General features: G+C 60.6%; 27 protein-coding genes. 10 read left to right on the forward strand and 17 right to left on the reverse strand.

Annotated features, from left to right (window positions below; all coding sequences use genetic code 11):
- Positions 1 to 14: 14 nt before the first annotated feature.
- The gene (locus SFU85_07985; protein MDX6766715.1) at positions 15 to 926 is read left to right on the forward strand and encodes a tyrosine recombinase; all 912 of its coding nucleotides are present in this window, start codon (positions 15 to 17) and stop codon (positions 924 to 926) included.
- Positions 916 to 1626, forward strand: coding sequence for a ribonuclease III (rnc, locus tag SFU85_07990; protein MDX6766716.1), 711 nt, complete (start codon positions 916 to 918; stop codon positions 1624 to 1626). The genes SFU85_07985 and rnc overlap by 11 nt, the downstream gene beginning before the upstream one ends.
- On the opposite strand, the gene SFU85_07995 is transcribed toward rnc, so the two are convergent.
- The 10 genes from SFU85_07995 to SFU85_08040 form a co-directional block, all read right to left on the reverse strand.
- Positions 1627 to 2475: an outer membrane beta-barrel protein gene (locus SFU85_07995; GenBank protein ID MDX6766717.1), complete on the reverse strand. Its 849-nt coding sequence runs from the start codon at positions 2473 to 2475 to the stop codon at positions 1627 to 1629.
- A 58-nt stretch (positions 2476 to 2533) separates the two neighbouring features.
- Positions 2534 to 3199, reverse strand: coding sequence for a rhomboid family intramembrane serine protease (locus SFU85_08000; GenBank protein ID MDX6766718.1), 666 nt, complete (start codon positions 3197 to 3199; stop codon positions 2534 to 2536).
- Between the two features lie 4 nt (positions 3200 to 3203).
- Entirely contained in the window at positions 3204 to 3911 is a 708-nt protein-coding gene (locus SFU85_08005; protein ID MDX6766719.1) for a PHP domain-containing protein, read from the reverse strand.
- Positions 3912 to 3978: 67 nt separating this feature from the next.
- Positions 3979 to 4689: an outer membrane lipoprotein-sorting protein gene (locus SFU85_08010; GenBank protein ID MDX6766720.1), complete on the reverse strand. Its 711-nt coding sequence runs from the start codon at positions 4687 to 4689 to the stop codon at positions 3979 to 3981.
- A gap of 43 nt (positions 4690 to 4732) precedes the next feature.
- Positions 4733 to 5695 carry a cysteine synthase A gene (gene cysK / locus SFU85_08015; protein ID MDX6766721.1) on the reverse strand — a complete coding sequence of 321 codons (963 nt, stop codon included), beginning with the start codon at positions 5693 to 5695 and terminating at the stop codon, positions 4733 to 4735.
- 89 nt (positions 5696 to 5784) lie between these two features.
- Positions 5785 to 7116: an ATP-binding protein gene (locus SFU85_08020; GenBank protein MDX6766722.1), complete on the reverse strand. Its 1332-nt coding sequence runs from the start codon at positions 7114 to 7116 to the stop codon at positions 5785 to 5787.
- A 121-nt stretch (positions 7117 to 7237) separates the two neighbouring features.
- Positions 7238 to 7930, reverse strand: a complete 693-nt coding sequence (locus tag SFU85_08025) for a response regulator (protein ID MDX6766723.1) — start codon at positions 7928 to 7930, stop codon at positions 7238 to 7240.
- 215 nt (positions 7931 to 8145) lie between these two features.
- On the reverse strand, positions 8146 to 8526 hold the full coding sequence (cutA, locus tag SFU85_08030) for a divalent-cation tolerance protein CutA (protein MDX6766724.1): 381 nt from the start codon (positions 8524 to 8526) through the stop codon (positions 8146 to 8148).
- On the reverse strand, positions 8523 to 9446 hold the full coding sequence (locus SFU85_08035) for a uracil-DNA glycosylase (protein MDX6766725.1): 924 nt from the start codon (positions 9444 to 9446) through the stop codon (positions 8523 to 8525). Before SFU85_08035 ends, cutA begins: the two co-directional genes overlap by 4 nt.
- Positions 9443 to 10414 (reverse strand): RluA family pseudouridine synthase, encoded by a 972-nt coding sequence (locus tag SFU85_08040; GenBank protein ID MDX6766726.1) that lies wholly within the window; start codon positions 10412 to 10414, stop codon positions 9443 to 9445. The genes SFU85_08035 and SFU85_08040 overlap by 4 nt, the downstream gene beginning before the upstream one ends.
- A gap of 57 nt (positions 10415 to 10471) precedes the next feature.
- Between SFU85_08040 and SFU85_08045 the strand changes: the two genes are divergently transcribed.
- Positions 10472 to 11557, forward strand: a complete 1086-nt coding sequence (locus tag SFU85_08045) for a serine/threonine-protein kinase (GenBank protein ID MDX6766727.1) — start codon at positions 10472 to 10474, stop codon at positions 11555 to 11557.
- An 88-nt stretch (positions 11558 to 11645) separates the two neighbouring features.
- On the opposite strand, the gene SFU85_08050 is transcribed toward SFU85_08045, so the two are convergent.
- Positions 11646 to 12278: a prepilin-type N-terminal cleavage/methylation domain-containing protein gene (locus tag SFU85_08050; protein ID MDX6766728.1), complete on the reverse strand. Its 633-nt coding sequence runs from the start codon at positions 12276 to 12278 to the stop codon at positions 11646 to 11648.
- Positions 12279 to 12548: 270 nt separating this feature from the next.
- On the opposite strand from SFU85_08050, the gene queA reads away from it, so the two are divergent.
- A complete protein-coding gene (gene queA, locus SFU85_08055) occupies positions 12549 to 13562 on the forward strand; it encodes a tRNA preQ1(34) S-adenosylmethionine ribosyltransferase-isomerase QueA (GenBank protein ID MDX6766729.1) in 1014 nt (337 codons plus the stop codon).
- Between the two features lie 347 nt (positions 13563 to 13909).
- Here queA and SFU85_08060 read toward each other — a convergent pair whose 3' ends face one another.
- A complete protein-coding gene (locus SFU85_08060; protein MDX6766730.1) occupies positions 13910 to 15028 on the reverse strand; it encodes an LptF/LptG family permease in 1119 nt (372 codons plus the stop codon).
- Between the two features lie 109 nt (positions 15029 to 15137).
- On the opposite strand from SFU85_08060, the gene SFU85_08065 reads away from it, so the two are divergent.
- The 4 genes from SFU85_08065 to SFU85_08080 all read left to right on the forward strand — a co-directional run bounded on the left by SFU85_08065 (position 15138) and on the right by SFU85_08080 (position 17179).
- Positions 15138 to 15740 (forward strand): RNA polymerase sigma factor, encoded by a 603-nt coding sequence (locus SFU85_08065; GenBank protein MDX6766731.1) that lies wholly within the window; start codon positions 15138 to 15140, stop codon positions 15738 to 15740.
- Between the two features lie 4 nt (positions 15741 to 15744).
- Entirely contained in the window at positions 15745 to 16119 is a 375-nt protein-coding gene (locus SFU85_08070) for a hypothetical protein (GenBank protein ID MDX6766732.1), read from the forward strand.
- Positions 16116 to 16652 (forward strand): hypothetical protein, encoded by a 537-nt coding sequence (locus SFU85_08075; GenBank protein ID MDX6766733.1) that lies wholly within the window; start codon positions 16116 to 16118, stop codon positions 16650 to 16652. The genes SFU85_08070 and SFU85_08075 overlap by 4 nt, the downstream gene beginning before the upstream one ends.
- Positions 16653 to 16723: 71 nt before the next feature.
- On the forward strand, positions 16724 to 17179 hold the full coding sequence (locus SFU85_08080) for a GatB/YqeY domain-containing protein (GenBank protein ID MDX6766734.1): 456 nt from the start codon (positions 16724 to 16726) through the stop codon (positions 17177 to 17179).
- 19 nt (positions 17180 to 17198) lie between these two features.
- Here SFU85_08080 and SFU85_08085 read toward each other — a convergent pair whose 3' ends face one another.
- From SFU85_08085 to SFU85_08100, 4 genes are all read right to left on the reverse strand, one after another.
- Entirely contained in the window at positions 17199 to 17585 is a 387-nt protein-coding gene (locus SFU85_08085) for a type II toxin-antitoxin system VapC family toxin (protein MDX6766735.1), read from the reverse strand.
- The gene (locus SFU85_08090; protein MDX6766736.1) at positions 17582 to 17812 is read right to left on the reverse strand and encodes a type II toxin-antitoxin system prevent-host-death family antitoxin; all 231 of its coding nucleotides are present in this window, start codon (positions 17810 to 17812) and stop codon (positions 17582 to 17584) included. The genes SFU85_08085 and SFU85_08090 overlap by 4 nt, the downstream gene beginning before the upstream one ends.
- A gap of 62 nt (positions 17813 to 17874) precedes the next feature.
- The gene (locus tag SFU85_08095) at positions 17875 to 18333 is read right to left on the reverse strand and encodes a YhcH/YjgK/YiaL family protein (protein ID MDX6766737.1); all 459 of its coding nucleotides are present in this window, start codon (positions 18331 to 18333) and stop codon (positions 17875 to 17877) included.
- Positions 18334 to 18402: 69 nt separating this feature from the next.
- Entirely contained in the window at positions 18403 to 20592 is a 2190-nt protein-coding gene (locus SFU85_08100; GenBank protein ID MDX6766738.1) for a bifunctional rhamnulose-1-phosphate aldolase/short-chain dehydrogenase, read from the reverse strand.
- A gap of 142 nt (positions 20593 to 20734) precedes the next feature.
- Here SFU85_08100 and SFU85_08105 point away from each other — a divergent pair, with 142 nt between their 5' ends.
- Both SFU85_08105 and SFU85_08110 read left to right on the forward strand, forming a co-directional pair.
- Positions 20735 to 21526: a DeoR/GlpR family DNA-binding transcription regulator gene (locus tag SFU85_08105; protein ID MDX6766739.1), complete on the forward strand. Its 792-nt coding sequence runs from the start codon at positions 20735 to 20737 to the stop codon at positions 21524 to 21526.
- The gene (locus SFU85_08110) at positions 21523 to 22281 is read left to right on the forward strand and encodes a class II aldolase/adducin family protein (protein ID MDX6766740.1); all 759 of its coding nucleotides are present in this window, start codon (positions 21523 to 21525) and stop codon (positions 22279 to 22281) included. Before SFU85_08105 ends, SFU85_08110 begins: the two co-directional genes overlap by 4 nt.
- Positions 22282 to 22293: 12 nt before the next feature.
- Here SFU85_08110 and SFU85_08115 read toward each other — a convergent pair whose 3' ends face one another.
- A complete protein-coding gene (locus SFU85_08115) occupies positions 22294 to 23949 on the reverse strand; it encodes a putative manganese-dependent inorganic diphosphatase (protein ID MDX6766741.1) in 1656 nt (551 codons plus the stop codon).
- Positions 23950 to 24100: the final 151 nt, after the last annotated feature.

The following is a 24100-nucleotide window of genomic DNA, read 5'->3' on the forward strand; positions in this document are numbered from 1 at the left end:
ACGGTTGCCGCAACATGACCGACCGCAATGACCTGGAGGCCTGCCTGGCTTGGCTGGCGATGGAGCGGGGCCACGCACCCAACACCCAGATCATGCACCGGATCGTCTTGGAACGTTTCCATCAATGGATGGATCGCCAACACCCGGGCACCGGTTGGGAGAGTCTCGGAACCGCTCACCTTCAGGACTATCTGGCCGAGCAGAAAAAAAGACGCCACGCCTCACCCGCCACACAAAAGATCGAGGTGGTGGCTTTGAGGAATTTTCTCCGGCACCTCCACCGGGAGAAAAAAATCCCGCGCGACCTTTCCTCCCTCCTCGAGCTGCCCAAAGTCCCGGCCAAGCTGCCGGAGACCCTGGACGAGACCGAAATCGACACCCTCCTGAAAGTGGAATGGCCCGCCGGGCCGCTCGGCCTGCGCAACCGGGCGGTATTGGAGACCTTTTATGCCAGCGGCATGCGGGTGGGTGAACTGGTCATCCTCCGGCTTGAATGGCTGGATTTGGATGAAGGAACGGCCCGGGTCGTCGGCAAGGGCAACAAGGAACGGCTGGTCCTGCTGGGCAGCCGGGCCATCGAGGTTCTCCGCGCCTACCTCAAGGACGGTCGTCCGGCCTTGGTGGCCTCGCGCACAGGAGGGGAGGTCTTCCTCGGGCGCCACGGGCGGAAGTTGACCCCGGCCCGGATCTGGGGGATCGTCAAGGAAGCCATGCGACGGGCCGACATCCGCAAGAACATCTATCCGCACCTCCTGCGCCACTCCTTCGCCACCCATCTCCTGACCCACGGTGCGGATCTGCGCATCATCCAGGAACTGCTCGGCCACGCCCAACTGGCCACCACCGAAATCTACACCCACGTCGACCAGGCCCGTCTGCGATCGGTCCACCGCACCTTCCATCCCCGCTCGCGCCATGAAAACTGACCCACCCAATCTGGATCCCTTGCAGGAGGCCCTGGGCTACCGCTTCCAGGATGCCTCCCTGCTTCGCATGGCCTTGACCCATCCATCGGTCCGGCACGAGGCTCCACGCCGGGGCATGGACAACCAGAGGTTGGAATTTCTCGGCGACGCCGTGCTGCAATTGGCGCTTTCCGAAATGTTGTATAAGAAATTCCCCCGCTGGGACGAAGGCCGGCTCACCCGGCTGCGGGCTCGCCTGGTCAATCGCACGGCCTTGGAAACGGTGGCCAAAAGGTACGACCTCGGGAACCACCTCATCCTCGGCCGGGGGGAATTGAAAAACCAAGGTCGCTCCAGAAGTTCGAATCTGGCTGACGCTTTCGAAGCCGTGCTCGGGGCCATCTTCCTCGATGGTGGGTACAGCCTGGCCTTGGCCTGGATCGAGGCCTCTTTATCGGCTTGGATCGAGGCCGAAGCCCGGGCTCCGGACGATTTCAATGCCAAAGGCGCCCTGCAGGAATGGCTCCAGGCTTCGGGCAAGACAACCCCGGAATACCAATTGCTGGAAGAATCCGGTCCGGACCATGAGAAACAATATGTCGTTTCCTGCCGCTCCGAAGGATTGGAAATCGGCCGAGGAACGGGCACGAGCAAAAAAGCGGCCGAAGCTTCTTCCGCCGCCAACGCCCTGGAAAACCTTAAGGGCCTCCCAATGCCCTGATCAGAAGAGGCGTTTGATGCCCAGGCTGAACAGATGTTGTTCGAACATGCCGAAATCAGTCTGGCCGGCCCCGTTCATATCGAGGTCGAAATCGTCGGTGATGAGCCATTTGTACTCCGCGAACACGGCCCAGTCAGGATGGAAAAGGTACTCGGCACCTCCAACCATTTGGTAAGCCAGATTCGCCTCGTCCTGATCTCCATTGATCGCTGAACCGGATGTATGGGTCAGAGCTATCCCGACTCCGGGACCAGCGTAAAAGCCGGCCTTGCCCACCTTTGCCTTCAGGAAGGCATTGAACATGAAGTAACCGGCATCGATGGAAAAATCACGAGCGACCCCACCAATCGTGGCCTCGGATTCGTTGCGCAAGTAGAACACCTCGGCCTCGAGAGCGCCAGCCAGGCGGAGTCCGATACCGCCGGTCTCGGTCTGGAATTGCTCGATGGGCTCGTTGTCGAAAGGATACACGTAACCCAATTTGAGACCGCCAACCGGAGCGATATCGCCGGAGAGAGAAAGTCCCGGGGCATTCACATCGTTATCTTGGGCAATATTCGCTCCCAAACTGGCTCCGATGTAATAGCCGGAGCGGTCGCGCAGCGGGGCATCCACATTGAAACGGGGCTTTTGCGCTGCCTCTGCTTCTTCCGCTGCAGCAGAAGAAACCTTGAGGCGACTTCCATTCGGTTCGGTCTTCGGTTCCGAAGTTGACGTCGTCGGAGTGGGCGCGGTATCGGCATGCCAGGGACGCGGGGCAGGTGGAGGGGCCACCTGTTGGGCTTCCAAGGAAACCACCATGCCCAAAATCAGACCAGCCGCGATGAATGGAACTTTACGGAAGTTCATAAGAGTCCACCTTTTACGAATTTAGGCGTAAAAAGTCAACCTTTATACAGATAAACCTTTAATAACGAATTTCCTGCGGATCGCGTCGCATTCCCACTCCGTATCGCATGCAGAGCCACCCCCCCAGCATTCCCCCGAGATGGGCGGAGTGGGCGATGAAGCCCGCAGCAGGTACAAACAAAAAGGCTGTGCTTAACAAGGCAAACCCCAACAGGAACCAGCCGGCCCGGAGGCGGAAGGGCAAAAACATCAAGCCCATGCGTGCCTGGGGGAAAAGCAGGGCAAAAGCGGTCACCACGCCCAGGACTGCGGCACTGGCCCCGACCATGCCCGGGTGGCCGCCTTCCGGCACTCCGCACCATTCCTGCCGGATGAATGTTTCCAGGACAAAACCGGCAGCACCGCCCAGTCCGCCGCTGAGGTAGAGCGCCCAAAAGCGTCCCCGGCCCAGCACCCCCTCCACCGCCCGCCCGAAAGGTGCCAGCGTGGTCATGTTGCACACAATGTGGAAGACCCCCACGCCTTCGAAAGGGGCGTGAATCCACATGTAGGTGAAGCAGGACCACCAACGTCCGGCCATCAGGCTTTCCCAATCCAAGGGCAGGTACAGGTGGGGCCAATCGGGAAGTTCCCACCATCTACAGGCCAGTGAACCAGCGGCCAGGAGGATGTTGATCCAAATGACTACCCGAAAGACCGGCCAAGCCGGGGAAGAACCTGCCATGGAGTCACTTCACCGGGGACAACTTGCGACCGCGCCTGCGACCCAGACGGAAGACGTTGTTCCAGGTCTTTTTGAAGGCATCCTTCGGCGTCATGTAGTTTTGTTGCAAGGCCGGACCGCGCTTGATCGCCTCCAACACCGGACGCAAGGCCAGCTCCTCGCTCTCCACCATGCTGTAAGCCACACCCAGGGCCTCCACATGGTGGGCATCACTGCCCGCCGTCATGGGCAACCCGCGACGTTGGGCATATTCGAAGGCGTAACGGTTGTAACGGCGCAGGGTCGTTGCGGCATTGAACACTTCCAGGGCATCGATCGGTAGAGCGTCCAAGACGGGCTCGCGGATGCCGGCACGGAAGAGGTCGTAGGGATGGGGCGGGATGGCCAACCCGCCCGCCTGGTGGATCAGGGCCACGGCTTCGGCGGCACTGATGCCTTTGAGATCGGGCAGATGGACACCGAGTGCCAGAAGATGGCCGGCGGAGGTGGTGATTTCCTGGCCCGGAATGATCAGCAATCCATCCACGGCCTGCCCATCTTCGCGCATGTGCCCATGCTGCAGGAAGTAGTCGACGCAAGCACAGGTGTTGTGGTCGGTGATGGCAAAACCATGGAGTCCCAACCGCCTGGCCTGGATGACCATGTCCTCGGGATCCGAGACGCCGTCGGCGGAAAACCGCGAATGGGTATGGAGGTCGATGTTGAAGGTCACCGGCCCCATTTAACCGCGAAGCGGCGAATTGCGCCAAGGAATAAATCCGGGGAAAGAACGTTCCGGACTACAAACCCGAACCGGGCTCGGCCTTGCGGATTTCAATGTAGGTGCGCGAAGCCGATAGGTCGCGGCCCGGGATCATGTTCGAGATCTGCATTTCCTTGATCGTGTAGACCGCTCCCACCTTCATCACCCCGTTGACCTCGACCCGTTTGATCACCGATCCCTCTGGATTATAGGCATCGACACGGAGGACGGCGAGGTACTCCGAACTGATCCAGTAGCGGGCCTTGGCGTAATTGCTCATCACAGCCGGGACGGCCTCGTAGGACCATGCCGCAAGGGTCTTGATGCTGTCGGCCCCGAGCGGCCGGATCTGGCGCCAGCGCAGAAAGTCGAGGCCCAGATCCTCGTAGGCCACGTCGGAATCCAGGATGCGGGCCAAACGTTCCTTGCCCGTGACCGCAACCCAGTCCGCGGTGGCGGATTTCCTGCGCTGGATCACGCTGCCGCTCTCGGTCATGACCACGCGGATCTGCAGGGGTTGCTTCTGGAATTCATAGACCATTTCCCGGCCGCGGGTACGCAGGATGATGGGATGGAGGTTTTTGTCCGTGCGGACCATACCTTCCAGCCGGAAGTCGGAGAGCTTGGAATTGTCCCAGACCATCTGCTGCATGGCTTCGGGGATCGGTACCGGCTGCTTGCCATCGGGCTCCGCCCCCAGGGGCACGACGGCCAGAGCCGAAACCACCAACAAACAGAGCGGTTTCACGGCCAGGAATGTTAGGATTCGGGGCTGCATCGAGGAGCCGGGCTCAACCACCAACGGCCTTGCGTGCCGCATCGGCCAGTGCCGTGCTCAGGTAACGTTCGCCCGTGCTGCAACCAATGGTGACGATGAGCTTGCCCTTGTTCTCCGGACGCCGGGCCACCTCGATGGCGGCATGGACGTTGGCCCCGGTGGAAATCCCCACCATCAGGCCTTCCTCACTGGAAAGGCGGCGGGCCATCTCCAGGGCTTCGTCGTTCGTCACCTGGACAACGTCATCGACGATATCGAGGTGCAGGTTGTCAGGCACGAACCCGGCCCCGGTTCCCTGGATCTTGTGCGGGCCGGGTTTGAGCGGCTCGCCCCGTCGGGTCTGGGTGATGACGGGCGAGTCCTTGGGCTCAACGGCGATGGCCTGGAAATCCTTCTTGCGCCCTTTGATCACTTCGGCCACTCCGGTGATGGTGCCGCCGGTGCCGACGGCGGAGACCAGGATGTCGACACGTCCATCGGTGTCGGCCCAGATTTCCTCGGCGGTGGTGCGGCGGTGGACAGCGGGGTTGGCAGGATTCTTGAACTGCTGGGGAATCCATGAACCGGGGGTTTCTTTCTGCAGGGCCTCGGCGCGGGCGATCGCTCCCTTCATGCCTTCGGCCGCCGGGGTCAGGACCAGTTGGGCCCCGAGGAGGGCGAGGAGGGTGCGGCGCTCCAAACTCATGCTTTCGGGCATGGTCAGGACAAGCTTGTAACCCTTGGCCGCGGCCACGAAGGCCAGGGCAATACCAGTGTTGCCCGAGGTGGGCTCGATGATGGTGGTTCCGGGCGTAAGCACACCGTCTTTTTCCGCCTGCTCGATCATGGCCGCCCCGATGCGGTCCTTGACACTGCCAAGCGGGTTGAAAAATTCGCACTTGAGGGCGATGGTGGCGTCAAGACCCGCAGTCACTCGGTTGAGCTTGACGAGGGGCGTGCGGCCCACGGTGGAAACAACATTGGGATGGATCGGCATAGGGAGGTGCTGGTTTGAGGGGTTGGAGATTTGTTGGAGAATCCAACCACTTAACGCCTCCTGCGTCGGGAGGCAAGCCCGAACGGGTGTCACCCCAGGGTCGAGGCGGACTCCACTCCGGCGGGGGAGCCCAAAGGACGGTGACGGGGCAGGTCGAAGGTGATGGTCGTTCCCTTGCCCACCTCGCTCTCGGCCGCCACGCAGCCCCCGTGGAGCTGGACGATGTGCTTCACAATGGCCAGGCCCAATCCGGTTCCTCCCATCTCCCGGGAGCGGGCGCGGTCGACCCGGTAGAATCGTTGGAAGATGTTGCCGATTTTATCCGATGGGATCCCCACCCCGGCATCGCGGACGAAAAAGCGTGCGGTCTCGCCACCGGTCACGGGCAGGGTGCCGAAAACGACGGTCTTGCCGGGGTCGGAATACTTGAGGGCATTGTCCAAAAGGTTGTAGATGACCTGTTCCAAGCGGAGCGGATCGAGTTCGACCAAAGGAGGGTCAATCGGGGTCGCCAACTCCAAGCGGCAGTTCTTTTGTTCAAAGGTTTTCCGCCAGTCATCGCGGATGCGTTCGAGAAAGGGACGCACCTGCACGGTGACGCACTCCAGGCGGATACGTCCGGATTCCAAACGCGCCAGGGTCAGGAGGTCGTCGACCAGGGCGTTCAGACGGTCGGAGTGCCGCTTCAACACTTGGAGCACACGTGTGACTTCGTCGTGGGGCGTGGTCGGATTGTGGAGGAGGGTTTCAAGATAGCCGTGGAAAATGGCCAGCGGGGTGCGCAGTTCGTGGGACACGTTGGCCACAAACTCACGCCTCAAGTCCTCCAGTTGCTTGATGCGGGTGATGTCGTGGAAAACCAGCACCAACCCGCGGATCTCGTCATCCTCGCCCCGCAGGGCGGAGGCGTTGAGCTGGAAGACCGAGCGGCTGGTGTCGACGCCGATCATTTCCTGGATGATGATTTCACCGGTGGTTTCTCCCTTGCCCTGGAAAGCCCGGTCCATGATGGTGTGGACATCGGCATGCAGGATGACGTCGAAGGCCCGGCGTCCCACCGGCTCGCCATGGACCCGGAACATACGGGTGAAGGCCTGGTTGGCCAGGCGGATCACGCGGTCGCGGTCGGTGATGATGACCCCTTCCGCCATGCTGGACAGAATGGTCTTGAGGCCGAACCCCTCCTGGCGGGCGGAGGCGCGGAGGCTTTCCAAACGGTGGTCGATTTCCTCCAGACCGGTGATGATCTCCGGCAGCCCGAAGACCCCGCTGCGCACATAGCCACCGCGCGATTTTTCCTCGACCAAGCCCTGAACCAACTGGGCCACCCGGCGGATGGGAAGGTAAATCTTGAAGTAAAGCAGACCGGCAACCACGACGGCAGCGGCCGCCAAAGCCAGGTCAAAGGAACTGATATTCATGTATCCGCCCGGGAACCGCCGCTCTGCCCCTGCCCTCTTGTCAGGAGGCCATAGAGCCCGGCATCAGGCGGATCGGAATCCAACGGGTTTCCCCCGAAAGGCGCAACTGCTTTTTTGCGGCTCACGCCGGAATGCTCTCACTCATGCGGTAGCCCACCCCGCGTACCGTCTCCACATAATCCGCCAAGGGTCCCAGCTTCTCCCGCAGGCGCCGGATGTGGGTATCCACCGTCCGGGTATCAATCACACTCTCGTAACCCCAGACATCATTGAGCAGGCGGTCCCGGGTCTGTACCCGGCCGCGACGTTCCATCAAGATGGCCAGAAGGCGGAATTCCGTAGCGGTCAGGTCGATCCGTTCACCCCGCACCAGCACTTCATGACGGCTGTGGTCCAAGTGCAGATCCCCGACTTTGATCCGTTCCTGCTTATCCCCGCCGGCCTGGCTGCGACGCAGGACGGACTGGATGCGCAGCAGGAGCTCGCGCGGACTGAAGGGCTTGGTGACGTAGTCATCGGCCCCCAATTCGAGGCCGACGATGCGGTCCACCTCGTCGGATTTGGCCGTGAGCATGATGATCGGGATCTTGGCCGTGCCGGCCTCGCGCTTCAGGGCCTTGCAGACTTCCAGGCCGGACATTTTGGGCAACATCAAGTCGAGGACGATCAGGTTGGGGGACTCGGACTTGGCTTTGGCCAGTCCGGCCTCCCCATTGTCCGCTGTCAGAACTTTGTAACCCTCACCCCTCAGATTCATCGCCACCAGATCGGCCACATCCGGTTCGTCATCGATGATAAGAATTTTGGAACCCATAGGGACGGGAAGAGCTTTCCAAGAAGGCTACAGACGGCAAGCCTCGCTATGTTAAAATCCCATGACAAGTCGGTTTCAGCGCCTCTGACGGAGTATGGCAAAAAAAGAGCGGGAGCGCGCAAGGAGGTGGGTCACATGAAAGTCCCACGAGGAAACGCGCTCCCGCTCCAATAGTCTACAGGTGTTGGACCTTTTCACACAAAAAACGTTCAAAATTAGTTTGATTTGAGTTTTTGAACCGACAGGCGGTTTCCCTTGCCCACCTGCTTTCCCACCCAGCGCGCATAATCCGGATCCACTGCCGATAGGACCCAGGCCAGGATTTCCGGGACCTCATAGGGATGGTGTTGTCGGATGACGCCAAAAAGGTCCTTTCTGGCTTGGGCGGTGGTTTTACACAGGAGCCCGACTTCGCGAGCCTTTTGCCGCTTGTTTTTCCAAACATAATGCGACTCCCACCCGGGACAGAGGGTGGCGCAGGCGGCCGTGCCGGAGTCCAGGATGGCAGCCGCCAATCGCCGGGCCGCACCTGCATCCGGCAGGGTGGTGAGGACACAGAGTACCCGGGGAATCCGGCCTGGGTATGGATTCTTCACGATGCTTTCCGGAAAAAGTTGCGCTGCTTTTCCGAGACGGGAAGCCCGGTCTTTTCCATCACTTGGAGCAGATCCTCCCAAACCTTGCGCTTTTCCAGAACACTTTCGTTGCGAAGCAAGTAGGCTGGATGATAGGTCGGCATGACGGGGATGCCCTCCCATTCCATCCACTCCCCACGCATTTTCATGATCGGTGCCCGTGGCAACGAAAACAACCCTTCCACAGCGGTGGCGCCCAAGGCCACGATGGCCTGCGGGCCGATGACGGAAATCTGCGACCGCAGGTAGGGCAGGCAGGCCGCCATTTCTGCCGAAGTCGGCTTGCGGTTGCCCGTCGCCCCCTCGGGCATGTCCGGTCGATACTTGCAGACGTTGGCGATGTACACCCCGGAACGCTGCAGGCCCATCGCCTGGATCATTTTCGTAAGCAATTGCCCCGCCCGCCCGACGAAGGGTTCTCCTTGGAGATCCTCCTCTTCACCGGGAGCCTCACCGACGAAGAGGATGGCGGCGTCGGGAGAACCCACACCAAAAACCATGTTTTTGCTCCGCTGGAAGAGCATCCGGCACTGGGTGTCGGCCTGGATCGCAGCAGCGATGAAGTCCAGTCGCTGCTGCTTGGTCCCCTCGGGGAGTGCGAGGGGAGCGACCACCGCTGGACGGGATGGAGTTTGCAAACGCTCCCGGGCGTTTGAAGGACTCGAGGATGGAGAGGCCACCCTGCGCGACGTCACCACGGGCGCCGATTCGGTCGTGGTGCGGGGGGTGGGCCGGGCTGGAGCCGGTGTTGATGTCGTCCCCGGACGTCGGTAGGCCCGCAAGACCGCCACCACTGGAGCCGGCAATTCCAGCTCACGCTCACCCAATCGGTAGCGGCTTTGCAGATAAGCCGTCAGAAGTTCGTGCCCGGGGAGATTCATGAGAGGGTCTTTTCGAAAGCCAGGAAATCTTCGGGAAGCGGTGCGGTGATGGAAAGCGTTTTGTGCGAGCGTGGATGTTGGAACTCCAACCGCCAGGCGTGCAGCAGGTGCCGGACCACGCCCGCTTCAGCCACCCAGGCAGGTTGTCGTCCATAAATCCGGTCCCCCACCACGGCATGGCCGGCGTGGGAAGCATGCACCCGGATCTGGTGTGTGCGGCCGGTATGCAGATCCAGCATCACCCGGCAACAGCGCGACCATGATTGTTCCACCCGGTAATCCGTGCGCGATGCCCTGCCATCCGTCCGCACCGTCATTTTTTGCCTTTGTTGGGAATGCCGGCCAATCGGCTCCTGCCAGATCCCGGCGGGACGGGTTGGCGTTCCAAGGAGAAATGCCTGATACGTTTTCCGGGTCAAACGGTCCTTGAATTGCCCGGCCAACCCTCGGTGCGCCCGGTCATTCTTGGCCACCACCAAAACCCCGCTGGTTTCCCGGTCCAAACGGTGCACGATGCCCGGTCGCTCCACACCGCCAATGCCCGAGAGTTCCCCCGCACAATGGTGCAAAAGTGCGGAAACCAGGGTGCCTGTACATTGCCCCGCTCCGGGATGAACCACCAAGCCGGACGGTTTGTTGATCACCACCAAATCGGTATCTTCATGGAGGATGTCCAAGGGGATGTTTTCTGGAACCACCCCGGACGGTTCGGGAAGGGGCGGACGCGCGATGACCCGGGTTCCCGCAGGCAGCTTCTCCTTGCCCTCCAAGACCCTCCCGTCTCCTTCCACCCAACCGCCATCCAACCAGGCCTTGATCCGGCTGCGCGACTCCCCCCAGGCCCGGGCCAACACCTTGTCCGCACGCTCCCGCACCTCTCCCGGCAGCACGACATGGCACTTCGGGCCGCTGTTCGCATCTGCCTCCATCATCCCGGCCTCTCCGGCTGCGGCACCTTCATTGGTCATTTGTTTTCAAGTATAGAGTTGCCGCCTAGGCACTCAACGGGTATTTCCTTCATCTTCGTGAACGAATCCGCCCCCAACATCCTCGTCTGCCCGGGCTGCGGCCAGTTGGTTGATGTCGGCGACCTCGCCGTCGGATCTGAAATTGAGTGCCCCACCTGCGGCCAACACGCCCCGGTCACCCGCACCTTCCACCATTACCGACTCGACAACACCCTGGGCGAGGGCGGCATGGGCGTCGTCTATCTGGCCCAGGACCTCAACCTCAACCGCGTCGTCGCCATCAAGGTGCTGAAACGCGAACTGAGCGAGGACCGAAAGTTCATCGCCAACTTCCTTCGCGAAGTCGAAATCACCGCCTCCCTCACCCACCCCAACATCGTCCAGGTCTTCGCTTTCGGCGAGCATGAGGGTCAATACTACCTCGTCATGGAGTACATCGGGAAGCACACCTTCGACGACGAGATCATGGACGAGCAACAGATGCACGAGGAGAAGGTCATCGACATCGCGATCGGCGTGGCCTCCGGTTTGAATTTTGCCCTCCAACGCGGGGGACTGATCCACCGCGACATCAAACCCGGCAACATCCTCATTGGGGCCAACGGAGTGCCCAAAGTGGTGGACTTCGGACTCGCCCTCACCCCGGAGACTGCCGAAGCCGCCGCTGGCGCGGAAATCTGGGGCACGCCCTATTACGTCTCACCCGAACGACTCGAGGGTAAAGTCGAGGACTTCCGCAGCGACATGTATTCGCTGGGCGTTTCCCTCTACCACGCCCTGGCCGGGCGACCGCCCTTCGATGCCAAAACCGCCGAGTTGGTGGCGGCCAAGCACCTGAGCGACACTCCGTTGCCCCTGAAAACGTACGCCCCCTCGGTTTCCGACCAGACCACCTACGCCATCACCCGGGCGATGGCCCGCCAGCCGGATGACCGTTTCCAAAGTTACAACGAACTCATCGAGCAGATGGAAGACGCCAAGCGCCGTTTGGTCCAACAGGCCGACACCCCGGCGGGCGCATCTGTCAGCGTGGAAGCGGAAATCGAGCAATCCAAAATGCTTTGGATCGGCGGCCTGATCATCGGCATAATCCTGACCGTCGTCGGGGCCCTGCTCGTCTTCCAATACAGCCAGTCGCTTTGATTTCCCAACTCTGGGCATCCCCGGCGGTGCCATTGCATTAAAAAAAAAGCCGCCCCATGAGGAGCGGCTTTTTTGAAAAATGTCCCGATCAAGGAACGAGCAATTTGCCACCAGTCGGAAGAGTGACCGAACTGTCAACGATCGGAGTGATGGCCCCACCACTGCGCGCTTTGACGAATAGAGCGGAATTGCCGAGCGTGTAGTAAACAAAACCCTTGGCTTTCCAAACGCCGGTGACACTGATCGTCGAATCCTTGATTTTGGATTCACTGGAGAACGCCCCAGTCGATATGGTCAACGGAAGGGAAGGTTCATCGGTAGTGGAAAGGCCTTGGTAGTAATCCCAACCCACATTGGCCGCAGCCAAAGCAGTCGCGTTCCCCGAGAAAGCGGTTTTTCCGGCGGTGGCCAGAATCTTGGCGTCCGTGAGTTCTTTGTCCGTCAAAAGACCTTTGAAAAGATCGGTCGAGGTGGTGGCGGCGGTCCGTGTGCCATTTCCATTCCGGGGACCGATTGGATAAACGCCATTTTCGTCGTTGGCGACGGAGAAGAGAACGATGCCCAACTGACGCGCGTTGGAGACGTCCGCGGTTTGTTTGGCCTTGTCCAAGGCGCCATTGATGGCCGGGACGGCCAGCGAGGCCAGAACGCCGATGATCGTGATGACCACCAGTAGTTCAATCAGGGTGAAACCTTTGAGAAATTTACGTGTTTTCTTCATATGTGTGTTTTATTGGATTGATCCTGTAACAAATTAAGTCCCAATCATCGCACAGGCAAGGTTTGTTTGCGGGTTTTTTTGGGCATTTGAATTTTTTGTAGCCACGATCGTTGCTCGCGGTTTCCTTTCTCCCCAACCCTCCGTCCCGCCCATGATGGGCCCTCGTGACTTCAGTAAACCTTGGTGCACCAGCTTCTTTGCGCGCGCAGTGTTGACCGTTTCCCATTCCCACTTGGGTTTTGCCTTCCCCAGCCCTATGCTTTCCCCCACATGAGCCGCCTCCTCGCCGACTATCAATTCGACCTTCCGCCCGACCGTATCGCCCGCACCCCAGCCCATCCTCGTGACAGCGCCCGGCTGATGGTCGTGGACCGGTCCAATGGCTCCCTGACCCATGCCCACTTCCGCGACCTCGGGTGCTGGATCGGGGCCGAAGATCTCCTGCTCCTCAACGACACCCGCGTTCTCCCCGCCCGCCTGAGCGCGGAGAACGGGGCAGTGGAGATTCTCCTCACCGAGGAAACCTCGCCCCGCCACTGGCTGGCCATCGGCAAACCCGGCAAAAAACTCAAACCCGGTGCCCGCTTGGTTCTGGATGCCCTCGAACCCGGCCATGCTCCGGTCACGGTCGAAGTGCTCAAAACCCTGCCGGACGCCCAACGGGTCATCCGGTTCCACAGCGACGTCCGGTTGGAGGATTATGGCCGGCTTCCCCTGCCCCCTTACATTCTCCAAGCCCGGGCCGACCACCAGCAACCGGAGTACCTGCCCGAAGACAACCATGAATACCAGACCGTCTACGCCCGGGAATCCGGTTCGGTCGCCTCCCCCACTGCCGGTCTGCACTTCACCCCGGAACTCCTGGCCACCTTTCCCCATGCCTTTCTCACCCTGCATGTGGGACTGGGCACCTTCCGCCCGGTCAAGGTGGCCGATGTCAGCGAACATGAAATGCACGGCGAACACTACCGCATTCCCGCCGGGCTGGCCGAACGGGCGGCGGTGGCCAAACGGGTGGTGGCGGTCGGCACCACCGTCTGCCGGGTCATTGAAACCGCGCCGAAGCTGCAACCTTCGGCTGGACTAACCACCAAATTGATCTACCCACCCTACACCTTCCGCCGGACGGACGCCCTGATCACCAACTTCCACCTCCCGGGCTCGACCCTGCTCATGCTGGTCGCCGCCCTCACCGGAATCGAACTCCAGCGTAAGGCCTATGCCGAGGCGGTCAGGGAAGGCTACCGCTTCTACAGTTACGGCGATGCCATGTTGATCGTTTAGACCATTTTGTATTTAATCTGCTACTCGTTCTCATACTTTTCTCATTCTGGTGTTCTCTGAATGGGAGACAACGAGCACGAGAGCGAGTAAGAGACACGAGTGGGGCGGCCTCCTATGGATTGGAAAATGCTTTAAATGCTACCCCTATACCCAATCACATTGATTGGGCAATAAAGCGCCTTGACTTAAGGGAGGGCGAAGCTCCTGCTGAGCCGCGTCTGGCATGCTAACCTGAACCCGGCCCGGCGGGAGCATCGCCCTCCCGAAGAATCCGTCGCCGAGCCACTGTGGTTGGGTATTAACATAAACTTCCCCCTCGACTGCCTACCTGCGGGCTCTTTTTCGGGCTACATCGGATGCCGGTTGGCCTTCCAAAGAAGGCAGAAGCCGGTCAGTTGGAAAATCACATTGGGCAGCCAGATGACCACGTCCGGATAGGCCGAGGCCTTGTGACGCAGGGCGTCGGCCCCATTGAGGATGAGGTAATAGACAATGATCAAGCCGAGGCTGAGGGCGAAGCTGATCGAGGTTTCCCGACGCTGGGTATAAACCGCGAGGGGGATGGCCATGAGGGCGAAGGTGAAACAGGATACCGAAAGCGAAAGCCGTTTCTGGAATTCGGTCAGCAGCGGCACCATCTGCTCGACCTTGTCACCGCCGGGTTCGAAGATCCGGTTGGTCAACTGCCCGAAGGTCAGATTGGATATTTTGGCGGTGACATTGCTGGTATCGAGGAACTTCTTCAAAGAAACCGTGATGGGGAATTGCCCCGCCCGCATACCGGTCTGGATCTTGTCCAGTTGGGTGGGGTCCTCGCCTCGGTTTTCCTGGCGGGCATTGAACAGGGTCAGGGTCAGAACCATGGCATTCAGATCGGCCGAGATGGTGCCGCGCTCGGCCCGGACGCTGCTCTTGGGCAGACCCTCATCGTCCAGTATCCAGATGGCCACTCCCTCCACCGTTTGCCCGTACTTTTTGTCAACGTAGATGCGGAATCCCGGGAACGCCGTGATCGGTTCCTGCGCCCGCAGCAACATCGTCGGATTCTTGCGTCCCATGTCGACCAACATCAACTTGAAGGCGGTGATGCAGCGCGGGGCCAGCATGGCGTTGTTGTAAAGACAGAGCAGGCTCAACCCCAGGCTGAGCAGGATGACGGGCGAAACCAGCGGCACCAGCCCCAACCCCGAGGATCGCACCGCCTGCAATTCCAGATCGTGCGACATCCGGCCCATCACCATCAGGATGGCCATCAAAAAACCCCAGGGAATGGTCAGGGTCAAGGCCTGCGGCACCAGAAGCAAAACCATCTGCAGGATGGTCAGGAGCGGGATGTCACTGTTGACCAAGTGCTCAAACACCCGCCGGAAGGCGTTGGGCACCACCACCAGAAAAGTCAGCACTCCCGTCGCCGCCAGCGTGGTCAGCAGGATCTGTGAGAGAATGTACCGGTCCAGGATGCGCACAGGCCGACGAATCTACGTCCCCGGCCGCCCCCGAGGCAAGGACCGACCCAGAGTTTTCCCTCGTTTCCCGTCCTCCACTGGGCATATTCCTTTGAATCCAAAGCCAGCCATGAGCGTCGAACACACCGCCACCCGATCCGAAGAGGACCCCTGGATCGATGCCGCGATCCGCGGTTCCGAGGAAGGATGGCGCGAACTCCACCGGCTGCACTACAAGGGCCTGTGGAGCGCGGTCAACCAGGTCCTGCGGGATGACGCCCTGTCCGACGACGTCGTGCAGGAGGCTTTCGTCAAGGCCTACCAGCAAATCCGCAAGTTCCGACGCGACGCCAAGTTCAGCACGTGGATCTACCGCATCGCGCTGAACCAAGCCTACGACACGCTGCGGAAAACCCAGCGCCGCAGCAAATGGCTCGGCCTCTTCCCGCTCCAGACGGGGGAAGAAGGCGAAACCCTCGAACATGAGGCCATCGACGAGCACGATGCCGCCAAGGAAGCGGCCCTGGGCGATGACCGGGCCGCCTTGGCCCGTGCTTTGGACAGTTTGGGACCCGACCACCGGGCCGTGGTCGAGCTCAGATTAATTCAGGGGTTTTCGACCGAGGAAACCGCGCGTATACTGAGATGCAAGAAAGGAACCGTGCTCTCGCGTTTGTTTTACAGCTGCCAGAAATTGAAGAAGATCCTCGAAGAAACCTACAAGGAACGATAAGACCATGAAACCCGACGCCATGGAAAAAGACCTACAGACCCCAGAAGTCGAGCACCTCAAGGCCGCTCTGACCGAAATTGCCCGGGAACGCCAGCCCTCCGAATTCGCCTGCGAATGCTCCTGGACCCGTCTGCGCACATGCCTCCTGGAGGAAAACCGATCCAGCGATCTCCACCTCTGGCGCTGGACCGCCATCGGCAGTTGCGCCTTGCTCGTCCTCCTCCTCACCCTCGCCCGCAACGGCTCCCCGGATGCACCCGTGGCCGAAAGCCGCAACCCCCAGATCTGGGTCTCCGGTTTCCACTCCGCCCCCGCCCAGGCCGATGTCGTCTGGGCCACCGGCTACGACTACCTCCCCGCCAGCTACCGCGTGAAGTGACCGATCCCATGCGCCTTCCCTTCGCCGCCCTGTTGTTCCTCCAAGCTGCGCTTCTTCCCTGCGCGGCCCAACAGACCGCCACCCTGCGCATTTCGCTCATCCACGGACAAAACGAAGAGATCACGGAAAACCTGGTCGACTGTCAGAAATTCCGCGAAAGCTTGGCCAAGCTTTTCGGCTACGCTCGCTACGAACGCCTCGGCAGTTCTTCCGCAAGTCTCTCCCCCGGTGGGGAGGCCGATTTCGAACCCACCCGTGCCTTCCGCATGAAGGTGCGCTCGGATGCGGCAATCCCCAACCTCTTCCACTACGAACTCTTCCAAGAGGACAAGCACATCCTGGGCGGAAAATTCATCCCCAAGGACCGCATCCCCTTCATCATCCGCGGTCCCCAATACAACCAGGGCATCCTCATTCTTGTGGTTTACAAGGACACCCCCGGTGAAATGCCCTCGCTTCCTGCTCCTGCGCCCATGACCCCTTCCGCCGGCGAACCCATGCGGGCGACGCTCACCGAGCCTGCGCCCAAGTAAGCCTCCAAGTCTCCCTCCAGCCACCCGACACCTCATCAACCATCCGTTACACCTCCCACCCGTCATCTCATATGCCCGCCCTATTCCTGCAAATCGACGAAATGATCAAAGATGCCATGCGCGCCAAGGACGCCGACAAGCTCGGGACCTTGCGACTGCTCAAGTCAGCCGTCAAATATGCCGCCATCGAAAAACACGGAGCCGACGGCCAACCCAGCGACGACGAAGTGATCGCCGTCATCCGCAAAGAAGCCAAGAAGCGGCAGGACTCCATCGACAGCTTCACCGCTGCGGGCCGGGCCGACGCGGCGGCGAAGGAGAAGTCGGAAAAGGATTTTTTGGAAACGTTGCTGCCGGCCGCCTTGGGTGAGGCCGAACTCGAAGCCCTGGTCAAAGCCGCCATCTCGGAAACCGGTGCCACCACCAAGGCGCAAATGGGCCTGGTCATGAAAGCCGCGTCCGCCAAGGCCGCCGGCCGGGCCGACGGAAAAACGCTGAGCGGAATCGTCCAGCGCCTGCTAGCCTGAGCCTTGTTCTCTCTACATCTCACCAGACCCGCGACAGCCCGTAGCGATCAAAGACCGGGTCACGGCTGATGACATCCCAACCACGACGACGCGCCTGCACCACCTGGATGCGATCGAAGGGATCCCCATGCAAAGGCTCCAACTGCCGCACCGCCGTCGCATCCTCGATGTCGATCCCAACCACGACGAATCCATTTTCTTCCAAGATGCGGGGCAGATCGGACTTCAAGTCATAGGGTAGCTTCAACTTCCCCAAGCCTACTTTGATCGCGGCCTCCCAAATGCTGGCGATGCTGATGAAACAAGATTGAGATGATCCCAACATCACCTGCTTGGCCCGGGCACCAAAATCATCACGCCCATCCAAAAAGCCAATCCATCCATTGGTGTCGACGAGATGGCTCACATGTAATCCTTGAATTCCTCCAAGGGAGCGTCGAAATCCGGGGCCATGTAAAATCCCGGTCCCTTGGCGCAACCGAACTTGGCCTTCTTCTTCGGCGCCACCGGCGACAACTCCGCAATCCGTTTCCCATGGCGGGTGATGTAGATCCTTCCCCCTTGCTCCACCTCATCCAAAAGCTGGGACAGATGGGTCTTGGCCTCAAAGGCCCCGACTTCTTTGACCGTCATCCATTTAAACTAGTTCAACCAGTTGGAATGTCAAGGGAGCTACCAGCTATCGGCACCAAGCGTCAGGGAGAAGCAACGGCAATCTTGAACACCACTTTTCTGACTTCTTGAGTGGTCCGGAAGGTGCAACCCGGCTTGTGGCCGTCGTGGGGGTAGAGGATGGAAAAATCCCCCGGGCGCATGACCAGGGCCTGGTCATCATCGCCCTCATATTTGGCCACGTCTTTTTCCTCGATGTAGGGGATGACCTCCCGCAACAAGGCCAGGGGCCGGTGGTAAATGACCTCTTCTCCGCTGATCAGGTATTGCAAGTCAATGTACTTGAGATGGGCCTCGTATTTCTTGTCCGTTGCCGGCTGGGTCTCATAGGTCTGGATCAAGGCAAAGCAACGGTCCCCATCCAGATCCACCCGTCCGTCCAGCGTCGCCGGTTCAAAACCCAGGAGATAATCAAACGCGGCGGCAAAGCCGGGGTGGAGATGCCGGTAAAGGCCCTGCCGGGGGAGTTGGTCATAGATCATGCGTGGTGCCAATTTGTTGGGTCATCCGCACTTTGTCCACTCGACTTTCACCCCACGGCAGAGGCATGACTAACGCAGGAAGGCCTCGTGCAGCCCGCCATCCACCGTGATGACCTGGCCGGTGGTTTTGCTCAGACGCTTGGTCACGAGCAAAAAGTAGGCCTCGGCCTGGTCAGCGGGGGTGATCGGCGACTTGGTCAACGTCCGGTCGGCGTAGAACTGCGCCAGTTTGGTCACCAAGGAATCCGTGGCCTCGTCTTCGGTGTAGGGAATGTTGTATTTCGCCAGCGACCCAATGACGCGGTCCCGGGGGAACATCGCGCTCCCTTGGACCACGGTGGCGGGAGCAACCCCGTTGACGCGGACCAGCGGGCTCAACTCGATGGCGAGTTCGCGCACCAAGTGGTTGGCCGCCGCTTTGCTGGTGTCGTAAGCCACGGAACCCTTCTTGGCCACCGCCGCGTTCGCGCTGGTGGTGAGGACCAGATTGCCGGTCAGGCCCTGCTCCTTCCACGTCTTGTAGGCTTCATCGGCCACGAAGTAGCTGCCGGATACATTGATGCCGAATGTGAGCGCCCACTTGTCATCGGGAATGTGGCCTGTCGTGTCACTGGGAACAAAGATCCCGGCGGTGACACAGATGGAATCAAATCCGCCGTAGGCCAGGGCCACCTGGTCCAGCATGGCGCGGATGGAAGCGCGGTCGGTGATGTTGGCCGCGAGGCCCACCGCCGGACCACAACCGCTGATGCCGGTGCCTGCGACGCCGATGCCCAAACCGTATTTGTCGGTGATTTCTTTGGCCGTGGCCTGGGCGGCTTCGGCATTCAGGTCCACGCAGACGAGGTGTGCCCCTTCCTTGACCAAACGGTGGGCGGTTTCCTTGCCGATGCCCGATCCGGCGCCGACCACGATCACCACTTGGCGGGCCAGTTCTTTTTCTGCCGGCATGCGTTGAAGCTTCGCCTCTTCCAACAGCCAGTATTCGATGTCGAAGGCTTCCTGCTGCGGCAGGGCGATGTATTCGTCGATGGCCTCGGCCCCGCGCATGACTTCCACCGCGCAGTTGTAGAATTCGGCCGTGACGCGCGACTCCGACTTGTCCTTGCCCCAGGCGATCATGCCGAGACCGGGAATGAGGACGACGGTCGGATTCGGATCCCGCATGGCCGGGGAGTTGGCGTGCTTGCAGGCGTTGTAGTAAGCGGCGTAATCCTTGCGGTATTGTTCCAAGCCGGACTGGAGCAGGGCCTTGAGTTTGGCCACATCGTCCTTCTGGGGGTTCCAAGCCACATAGAGCGGCTTGATTTTGGTGCGGAGGAAGTGGTCGGGGCAGGATGTGCCCAGCTCCGCCAGGCGGGGGGCGTCGGCGGAATTGACGAAGCGCAGGATCTTTTCATCGTCCTGCACCGTGCCAATGAAACGCTTCTGCTGGCTGACCTGTCCGCGCAGCCAGGGGAGGATGGCCGCCAGGGTGCGGTTCCGCTCCTCCTGTGGGAGGGACTGGTATTTGGCGCCACCAAAGGCCTTGGCGTCCCCGCCTTTTTCGGCGTATTTCTTCTCGATGTAGGCCGCGGCTTTCTCAATGAAGCCGAGGGTCAGTTCGTAGCAGGCCTTGTCGTCGTTGTCCCAAGAGATGAAGCCGTGCTGCCCCATCATGATGGCTTGGGTCTTCGGATTCTTGCGGGCGATTTCCTGCATCGCCAGCCCGAGTTCGAAGCCGGGACGCATCCAGGGAACGTATTCCATTTCCCCACCGAAGATCTCCTTGGTCAGCTTGATGCAGTTCTTGCTCGCCGCGATGGCGATGATGGCGTTCGGGTGCATGTGGTCGACGTGCTTCCCCGGAAGGAAACTGTGCAGCGGCGTGTCAATCGACGAGGCCCGCGGGTTCAGGTTGAAGGTCGCGTGGGTATACATGCCAACCATGTCATCCTCGGCCGCCGACTTGAGCCCTTTGTCGCTGCGGGAGGCATACAGCTTCTGCAACGCCACCAGCTTGTCCTGATACAACGAGGAAAAATTTTCTTTCTTGGAGGTCCGCAGATCGCCGCCGGAACCCTTCACCCAGAGCACCTCGACCTTTTCGCCGGTCAGGGGATCGGTTTCCATGATCTTCGAGGAGGTGTTCCCCCCGCCGGTGTTGGTGATCCGTTGATCCGACCCCAACGCATTCGAGCGGTAAACCAGTCGCTCCGCAGGAGAGAGCTTCGCGGCCGCTTGATCGTTCCAAACATGATTCACATACTGATATTTCATAGGAGTGGGGTTCTTTGTTTTTCTTTTATATTCTGCGTTTGTGTTTGGATAATCGCTTGACCTCGCCCAAAAAGCAAGTAAAACAAAACATATCAAAGGTTTTTTGAGCTAAATCCCTCACTTCCCTCCCCTTATTCATTCCATGCTGGCCCTCGAACGACATCGCCGAATCCTCGACTGGGTCAATACCCAGGGAAGCGCACGCACTGCGGAAATCGCCCAAACTCTGGCCGTGACCGAAGAGACCGTCCGCCGGGATTTCGAGAAACTGGAGCGCGACGGCCAGTTGCTCCGCTACCACGGAGGGGCCGTCCGGCTCGAAGCCGCCCGCCGCGACCCCAGCCACAGCAGCCGGGAATCCGCCCATGTGGCCGCCAAGCAAGCCATGGCCGCGGTGGCCCTGCAACAGATTGAAACCGGCGACACCCTTCTCTTCGACGCCAGTTCCTCCGCCCTCCAACTGGCCCGCCTCCTCCCCGACATGAACCTCACCGTGCTGACCAGCGCCATCAAGGTTGCCGCGGAACTTTCCGAGCGACCGTCCATCCGCGTGGTCATGACCGGCGGCGTGCTGCGTCCGCATTCCATGTCCTGTACCGGCCCCTTGGTCGAGCAATCGCTGGAGTGTTACCACATCCAGAAAGCCTTCCTCTCCTGCCTTGGGGTGGATGCGACCCGGGGCTTGAGCGAAGCCAACGACGAACAGGCCGCCCTCAAACGGAAGATGATCGACCTCTCCGACCGGACCTACCTCCTGGCCGACCACAGCAAGCTCGGCCTCCAGTCCTCTTTCTTCTTCGCCAAGCTCGGCGACATCCACACGCTCATCACGGATCGCGAACCCGATGCCGCCTTCCGCGACCACCTCGGCCAGTCCGGGGCCCAACTCCTTCTGGCCAACGAAGCCGTTCCCAAAACCCCCGCCTCCCCATGAATGACATCCTAGAAAAACTAACCCAACTCTCCCACGAACTCGGTCGCGAAGAGCGCCATCTGGCCATCCTCGGCGAAGGCAACACCAGCGCCGATCTCGGCGACGGCACCTTCCTCGTCAAGGGCTCGGGCAGTTCCCTCGCCACCATGCGCCCGGAACAGTTTTCGCGGGTGAAGAAAAAGGAAGTCCTCGATTTCATCGACCAGCCGGCCACCGAACAGGAAGTGCAGGACTTCCTCCAATCGTGCCGCGTCGACGCCTCCGCTCCCCATCCTTCGGTTGAAACTTTCCTCCACGCCCTCTGTCAAGAAATCGGCGGCGCCAAATGGGTGGGCCACACCCACACCGAATCGATGATCTCCATCCTGGCCAGCCAGGCCGGGGCGCAGCCTTTCCTCCGCCACATCTATCCCGACGTCATTGTGGTCTGTGGCCGTCACATCGCCGTCGTTCCCTACGTCGACCCCGGCCTGGAACTGGCCCGGGTGGTGCGGGAGGAGTTGGTGCGTTTCAAAGCAAAGCACGGCAAGGGCCCCAAACTCGTCCTCATGGTCAACCACGGGCCGGTCGCCCTCGGCCAGACGGAAAAGGAAGTCTTCAACATCCTCCTCATGGCCGACAAGTGGGCCCGCGCCCTCAACGGCATGGCCGCCTGGGGCGGACCCAAGTATCTGGAGGAATCCGACTCCGACCGGATCGACAACCGCCTCGACGAGCACTTCCGCCGGAAACAAATCCTCCAGCAGAAGTCCTGATCACCCGACTACCTATCGCGTCATTCCCTGCAACAACCCGATCAGGTGCGGCAGGAGCTGTTTCTTGCGCGACACCACGCCCTGCAATTCGAAGACGCCACCCTCCAGCTTGGGATAGTCGATCGCCTCGATGACGCGGGGCTCGCCCGCGGCCAGCATCACGCTCACGTGCTGGCTGATGTCGGTGATGAACAGGCAGGCGAAATCGAGTTTTCTTTCACCCACCAATGCCTCCAGGGCCTGTTGCAGCTCGGCCTTCCGCGCCCAGAAACGCTCCAGCCCCAGTTCTTCCACCTGGGCCACGGCAAATTTCCATCCACCCTCGCTGAAATCCTTGCAGTCGCCGCGCACCACTTCGGCCGCCGTCTTCACCTGCAGGACGGAACCCTCGGCAAAAAACCGCTCAGCATAGGCCTTGAGATCCCGTCCCGCTACCTCACCCAGCCAGGCCAGCAATTCCCGGTCCTCTTGGGTCGTGGTGGGCGAGGTCAGGTAGAGCGTGTCGGAGATCACCCCCGTGGCGAGGCAGAGCGCGATGTCAGGCCCGGGGGTCAGCCCGCGTTGGCGGAACTGCTTGGCCACCAGCGACGAGGTCGATCCGAGGGGCTCGTTGATGAAGCGGATCGGCTCACGCGTGACGAGGTTTCCGCCCAGCCGGTGGTGGTCCAACACCTCAAGAATTTCCGCCTGCTCCACCCCGTTGACTGCCTGGCCGAATTCGTTGTGGTCGACCAGGATCAACTTGGTCAGCGGCGGATTGACCAGATCGGACTTGGAAAAGACACCCACCAGTTGGTCGGATTCATCAACCACGGGGAAGAGGGTCACCGCGGTGGTGGCGGCCAGCGCCCGGATCTTCTCGATCGGGTCCCCCGGAGCGAAACGCACAAAATCCTTCTGCAACGCATGCGTGACCCGCTTGGAACATTTGATCAGGATCGTTGTTGTCGCGGTGTCGTGAGGGGAAATCAGCACGGCCACTCCCTTGGCTTTGGCATGCGCGAGAATGTTCGGCTCAATCTCATACCCACTGGTGACGATCAAGGCCCGAACGCCGAAGTCGATCGCCGGCTTCTGGATGGTGGGGCGGTTCCCGGTCACGAGGATGGTGCGCTCGAGGGGGAATTCGCCGAGGCGTTCCCCGAAGGCCGCGGCCCGCTGGGCCCCCACCACCAGGATGAAGGGGATCTCGTCATCGAGACCCACCTCGTTCTGGAACCGGCCCCCCAGAGCCTTGGCGATGCGTCGCAGGCTGGTATCGACCACCCGGGCATCGGTCGGGGCCTTGGAACTGTTGGGCAGGAGGAGGTCGACCATCTTCTGGAGGGAAAGCATCCCAAGCACGTGTCCCTCCGCATCGAGCACGGGCAGCGTGCGGAGCCCGGGGCCCCGCATGCGGTCGAAGGCTTCACCAAAGGATTCATCCACCCCCGCACTGATGACTTCGCGCCGGGCAATCTGACCGGCGGTCGGGCGGACATCCATGACCAGCCTCGGTGCGTGAACCCCGGCCTGCTCGAGGGCAAAGGCGGTCCGGGCGTTGATCTCCCCACAGCGGGCGGCCTCCACGCCCGGCATCCCGGTGCGGCGGAGCAGGTCGGCGTAACCGATCGCCGAACAGATGGCGTCGGTGTCGGGGTTCTTGTGTCCGATGACGTAGGTGGGCATGAGCGGGTTCCGCAGGGCGGAACCCGGAGTTTTAAGTGTTAAGTCTTAAGTTTCAAGTGGTAACCCTGAAATCCAGCGAATAGTAACCGGCCTCACCTACAGTAGTCAATTTTCCCGCTTGTTTCTTGACTAATTACTCTTTTCCTTAAAT

It is taken from the genome of Candidatus Methylacidiphilales bacterium (assembly GCA_033875315.1).
Lineage (GTDB): Bacteria > Verrucomicrobiota > Verrucomicrobiia > Methylacidiphilales > CAZTYG01 > JANRJG01.